General features: G+C 33.0%; 5 protein-coding genes and 2 pseudogenes. 4 read left to right on the top strand and 3 right to left on the bottom strand.

What is annotated here, in order from left to right; all coding sequences use genetic code 11:
- The first annotated feature begins 45 nt into the window (after positions 1-45).
- A complete protein-coding gene (locus ABH957_RS25740; RefSeq protein WP_252195824.1) occupies positions 46-189 on the top strand; it encodes a methylenomycin A resistance protein in 144 nt (47 codons plus the stop codon).
- A gap of 519 nt (positions 190-708) precedes the next feature.
- Here the strand turns inward: ABH957_RS25740 and ABH957_RS25745 are convergent.
- Entirely contained in the window at positions 709-2298 is a 1590-nt protein-coding gene (locus tag ABH957_RS25745; protein WP_404512503.1) for a bifunctional metallophosphatase/5'-nucleotidase, read from the bottom strand.
- A gap of 786 nt (positions 2299-3084) precedes the next feature.
- Between ABH957_RS25745 and ABH957_RS25750 the strand changes: the two are divergent.
- The 3 genes and pseudogenes from ABH957_RS25750 (at position 3085) to ABH957_RS25760 (ending at position 4918) form a co-directional block, all read left to right on the top strand.
- Positions 3085-3751 (top strand): annotated as a pseudogene (locus ABH957_RS25750) (uridine kinase family protein).
- 75 nt (positions 3752-3826) lie between these two features.
- Positions 3827-4264: an NUDIX hydrolase gene (locus tag ABH957_RS25755; RefSeq protein ID WP_001202613.1), complete on the top strand. Its 438-nt coding sequence runs from the start codon at positions 3827-3829 to the stop codon at positions 4262-4264.
- 369 nt (positions 4265-4633) lie between these two features.
- A complete protein-coding gene (locus ABH957_RS25760) occupies positions 4634-4918 on the top strand; it encodes a hypothetical protein (protein WP_129146861.1) in 285 nt (94 codons plus the stop codon).
- A gap of 384 nt (positions 4919-5302) precedes the next feature.
- Here ABH957_RS25760 and ABH957_RS25765 read toward each other — a convergent pair whose 3' ends face one another.
- Positions 5303-5668: a cupin domain-containing protein gene (locus ABH957_RS25765; protein WP_050001571.1), complete on the bottom strand. Its 366-nt coding sequence runs from the start codon at positions 5666-5668 to the stop codon at positions 5303-5305.
- Positions 5669-5972: 304 nt separating this feature from the next.
- Positions 5973-6098, bottom strand: a pseudogene (locus ABH957_RS25770) (6-aminohexanoate hydrolase); the annotation flags it as partial.

The raw sequence follows: 6098 nt of genomic DNA on the forward strand, positions 1-6098 counted from the left end.
TTAATCATACAACAAAAAAGGATGTTCTGGTGAATTTATCCATATATGCCATATTTGTTATTAGTAATTATTTTCTCAATAATCAATTTAGGAGTAGGTGTCACGGTTCCAGTAATGACCGCAATAGTTATGCAAGCAGCAGGCCCATCTTATGCAAATATGGCTGGAGCAACCTTAAATGTAAATTGACACCAGATAATTGCTCGTTTAGTAGGGGTACCACCTCATCGCCATCAAGTTAAAAAAATTAATTATCCCCCAAAGCGAAAAAAACGAGCTGAATTCACATAAATAACTGTAGAGAGATAAAAATTTCGTTCTGGGGGTACTATAAAATTTTAGCTTGATGGCGGATGGTGTAGCACCAACAAAACGCGAATTTCGTACGTTAAGCAAAGTTTTTAAAAGAAAAAGCCGTTTTTCTGAACATGTGAGAGCTATATAGTATTGTAGGTGGAAAGTATATCCAGATAATTCAAATCGGTCCAAATTAATGTAAACGTCAAATAACCCCAAAATAAACAATAAAAGTTGATTTTGGGGTTATTTTTTGTTGGCTTTACTTTTTTTCGGTACTTTGCATATCGATGGTAAATCCGTTGACCACGGTAGGACTTTATTTCAAACCCACACAAGAAAAATTAGATTACCTGCACACTAAAAAGTATAGCGAACAGGTAATCTAGGTATTTTGAGATTAATGAAAAGCTAATTTGTTTTTTGAATTCTTCCATCAATAATAGGCTGAATTGGTTCTTTTGCTTGTTTTATATAATCTACTAATGCTTCAAAATCAGTTGGTCCTGTTTCAGCATCTTTCCCATTTTTAAAGGACACAAATCCATCTCCACCTGAAGCTAGAAATGCGTTCGCAACGACGCTGTAAGTTTTAGAAGGAATAATTTCTTCTCCATTTGTTAAGCGAATACTTGTGACTTTTTCTCCATTTGGCTTGTTCGCATCCCAAGTGTATTGGATCCCTGAAATTTGAAGCATTCTTGTTATGTCTTTTTGCCATTGTTGATTTAAAATATCACGAATGTCTTGACCCGTTAAATTAACTTTTATTAATTGATTTCCGAATGGTTGAATGCCATATACCTCTCCCCATGTAATATCACCAGCATCTAAGTCATTACGAATACCACCAGGGTTCATAAGAGCAATTTGGGATTGCATTGTTGCACGCTGAGCATCAGTGATTAAATTGCCGAGAGTAGATTCGCCGGCCGTATTTTGTTTTCGATCTAGTGGAGCTGTAGATTTACCAACAACCTCATTGACAAGAGGTGCGATTTTTTCTTGATATTTCTCCATCTTTTTCTTTATTTTTTTATCAGGCTCTATGCCTTCATGGTAGGTTGTAATAATTTCTGCTTTTTTCTCAACAATATCTTTTGTCTTACGATCAATCTTTACATCAACATCAGCAAAAGCCATTCCATAAGAATTTGCTTGTACGACAAGTTTATTATTAACAGTTCCATTTACATAGGTGTGGCTATGCCCCCCAAAAATAACATCGACTTCTGGATCAGTCTCATTTGCTAGTCGGACGAGATCACCATTTGTTACGCCGTTCTCATCTGTTGTACCTCCGTTATGTGCAAGAACAACGATAGATTTAACGCCAAGTTCTTTTAATTTCTTTACGGATTTGTTAATGGCTTCAACTTCATCTATAATTTCTACATTCTTTAGCATAGTAGGCATAACAAGGTTAGGAACATCTGTTGTTACGACTCCGATAAAGCCAACAGGAACTCCTTGTACCTTTTTTATAGTAAATGGTGGTAAAAATAGACGACCGGTGGATTTATTATAGAAATTTGCGGCAACATATGGGAATTTTGCTCCTTTAAAATTCCCTGTTTTTTCATGGTATCCACCATAAATAAGGCGGTGCATTTCTTCAATACCTTCATCAAATTCATGATTTCCTATGGTTCCAACATCAAATTTTAAATCATTTAGAAATTCAATCGTGGGTTCGTCTTGTAATAATGCTGAAACAGGAGGACTTGCTCCAACAACATCGCCAGCATGAACCTTTAATGTATTCGGATTTTGTTTTTCATGATCACGTAAATAAGCCGCTAAGTACTCGATTCCCCCTGCATCTTTATTGTTAATTTTCTTTACAGTGTCTAGTTGCCCATGAAAATCGTTAATACCGAGCATTTGTACATCTATGTAGCGGTTTGGTTCTGTAGTTGCTTGAGCTGGAGGCGCAGCAAATACACTTGAAAAAGTAACTGTACTTAATGCTAAAGCAACTGGAATGATTTTTTTCAACATAAAATTTTCTCTCCCCTTATTACAATCTGACATCATACGATACAATCTGACATCATTCGGTATAATTTTAATAGATTAAGAAGATTATTTCTATAAAAATTCTACTAATTATAAAAATTAATAAGATTTTATTGTTTTCCGACAAAAGACTCATTCCTCAAAAATGTGAAGGTGTGAAATACCAATTTTAGGTAGGAGGTGAATATCGGTATGCATGAGCCTACGTTTTTTTGATTAGGATATAAAGAAAAAGTGCCACCGGCACTCCAAACATATATATATATAATCAAAACGCACACCATTGGAGCCAATGGCATGCGCTACATAAATTGTTAGATATTCGCACACATCTGTTTTACAAACTATTCACAGGAAAACAGATTCATATAGATGAAATGACAGAATCAGAGTAAACGTAAAATAGGGTGAGTGCAAAATTATGGATGTTACTTTTACATTGTTCTTTGTGAGGCAGCCTTACACATCCGTCAACTTAAGAAATTGGTAGTTCTCCAAAACAAAGAAAATAAGCTAAGTTCTTATAAACAACTGTAAAATAATAAAATTTTCGTTTTGGGGACACTTCAAAATATTAGCTTGATGGACGTGTGGTACTACACCAAATAACAATAAAATCCTTCGAAAATTACTATAGTTTTTTAAAAATAGAGATGATACGATGGATAATCATACCATTTTTTTCGCTTCATGCATGATTTTACAGTAGGATACCTCTATATTAAGATGATGTAAATAAGGGGGTATATTAGTAACAGGGGGAGAATAATGAAAAAGTTATTACAAGAAATTATAAATTGGATTAGTATGACCGATGAACAGATTGTTATTGGCATTTCAGGACACGGTGCTGCCGGAAAAACAACGTTCGCCAATAAGCTCATAAACCAATTAAATCAAAATAAAGTGAGTTATATTAATACAGATCCATACAGATCCATACATTGTTAGTTCAAATGTACGAAAGTATACAAATATCCACTATACATATCAGAATGAAAATCATTATGATAAAATGACAGCTTGTCATCCATCAGCCCATCATTTGTCTGCGTTAGAAAGAGATGTTCAAATGGTAAGAGCTGGTTTAGATTTTTATACAATGGATACACATTATATAAAAAGTGAGTTAATTTCTACGAAAAATAAGGTGACGATTGTAGAAGGAATGAGTGTCGCATTTATTAATCCAAATTTATTTGATTTGAAAATTTACTTCTATACAGATGGAGAAACAGAATTAATGAGAAGGTCTAGCCGTGATATTATTGAAAGAGGAGCCGATATTAATTACTTAAGGAAGTCTCATGAAGAACGTCGGATTCAGTATGAAGTGTTTATGCATCCATATAGTCAACGTTTTGATATTATTATCAAAAATTCCAATGAAACAATATGTTTAGAAAAAAATACATTTGAGTTTTATAAAGTTTAAATGCAAATACTTTATTTACTAAAATAGCAAGTTAGTGAATAAATTGTTCATATTTTTTCGGAAGGAGGTTAAGCAATGAGAGCACCGTATCAAGTATTGATATTTCCTTATATAAAAACTGACGATTCCATTCAATATGCCATTTTTAATCGAAGTGATTATGGTTATTGGCAAGGAATAGCTGGTGGTGGAGAAGATGGTGAGACTCCTATTGAATCAGCAAAACGGGAAGCATTTGAAGAGGCTGGTATTACAAGAGAAAGTCCATATATAAAACTAGATTCTGTGTCTTCACTACCAGTAGAGGATGTAGTTGGTGAATTTCTTTGGGGCGAAGATGTTTATGTAATAAAAGAATTTTCTTTTGGAGTTAAAGTTCCTACAAAAAATATTAAATTATCTAAAGAACACTTCAATTATAAATGGCTGTGCTTTGAGGAAGCCGTAACGCTTTTAAAATGGGATAGTAACAAAACGGCTTTGTGGGAATTAAACAAAAGGCTGTTAAAATAATTAAAGTGTTAGTTAACAAAGCCGATAGTGGAGCGAGAATTAAACAACTTAAAAAAGCTTTGCTACATTACCTATGTAGCAAGGCTTTTTTCTTAGCGTACGAAATCGTGTTTTGTTGGCGGCACCCCGCTAAGAGCATGCAAGATTTTATACAGTTTTTCGGCTAATCCAATAACAAACGAGAACCCGAAAACCCGCGCCACAATAGAAATGTATAAAAAGATGTATAGAATGATAGAAAAAGAAAAAGGCGGATTCCTTGTGAGAGTAAGGGTCCGCCTATTTCCTTGCTACTGATAATGAAACGTTATGTTAACCTAGCATGAATATGATATACAATAAAAATATAAAAAGGAGGTAATAAATTCGATGAATATAAAAAAGATGAATAAAACCACTGTGATATTATCTTTTGCTTTGATGCTTGGTATTGTAGGAATATATAGTACTGTATTAACTCAAAAAAGTACCCCTATTGTTCCTGAAAAGATTGAAGTTGCAGAATCTATCTCAACAAAAGAAAATAAGACAGAAGAGGTAGGGTATTCAGAACTAATTTCTGTAAAAAAGTCAGATAAGGATAAATTTACAGAAGAAGGTTGGAAAGAAGTTTTAAAAAAAATTCAAAGTGGAGAAGTTTATTGGGAAAAGTAAAAGAGATATTATGAATTATTACTAATCTTAAATAAACGATAAGTTAATTTCCGTTAACGAGAATTATGTAAATAAGCTATCCATATGGGCGGCGTATTATTTTTTTGCTTAGCGTGTTTTTTTCAAAATGCTAGTGGTACCTGTAAAATGATAATAAAGTTATTTAATTTTAAACGCTCAACCAAGCATAACCCCGTTCTAAATTTAGGACGGGGTTAAAAATATAGTTGTTTAATTTTTAAAGTAAGGTATTTCACTACACTAAAAAATATAATAATAAAGTCGTTTAAAAATCTAATTTTTATTCAACAATAGCGCCCGATTGTGGAAAATATGTAACTTCCTTTTATATGTTGATCCAGAGAAAGTAACTGAATTATTGATTTAAATCCATATATTATTTTCAGCAGTTAGTTTGGAATTAGTTTCACCAGTGTTGACTACACCTTTAGGCTCTACCAGCATTATATGGCATTCCTTTTCAGCATAAGGCTTATGCTCCACACCTTTTGGTATCACATACATTTCTCCTTTGGAAAGTTTAACCTGTCCATCGCGGAATGTGATGGACATCTCGCCGTCTATCACGATGAATACCTCATCGGTGTCTTTATGATCGTGCCATACAAAATCCCCCAGAATCTTAACCAACTTAAACTGATAGTCATTCATTTCACCAATGACTTTGGGCGACCAGTGTTCACTGAATTTGGACAGTTTCTCGCTTAGATTAATAGCATTATAATTGATATAAATCCCCCCAGAACTATTCTTACCCTTATTTTACAACTTCGATAGATTAATTACTATTTTGATTAAGATCTCAAAAGTTTCTGCTGATCTTCCACAAAATGGCCCGATTGTTGAATAAAACTTAGATTTTTAAACAACTTTATTATTTTTTAAGCGACTTTATTTTAAATTAAACAACTTTTTTGTCACTTTACAGTACCCCTGATTTGAAAAATTCACTTTACTGTACATAGCAAGAACCCTGTTATCTCCACTTATAAGTACACTTGTAAATATATTTGCAAGTGTACTTATAAGTGAATTATTTGTATTCCTGTCTATATAATTTAAACGAATAAATAGCTCCAATAAAGAATACAAAAGCTTCAAATAATATAAAGATTTGACGGAAATTCTCAATATCTTTACCAACTAAAGAAATAAATAT

Origin of the sequence: Bacillus sp. RC242, from assembly GCF_044908245.1 — a bacterium.
GTDB classification, from domain to species: Bacteria; Bacillota; Bacilli; order Bacillales; family Bacillaceae_G; genus Bacillus_A; species Bacillus_A mycoides.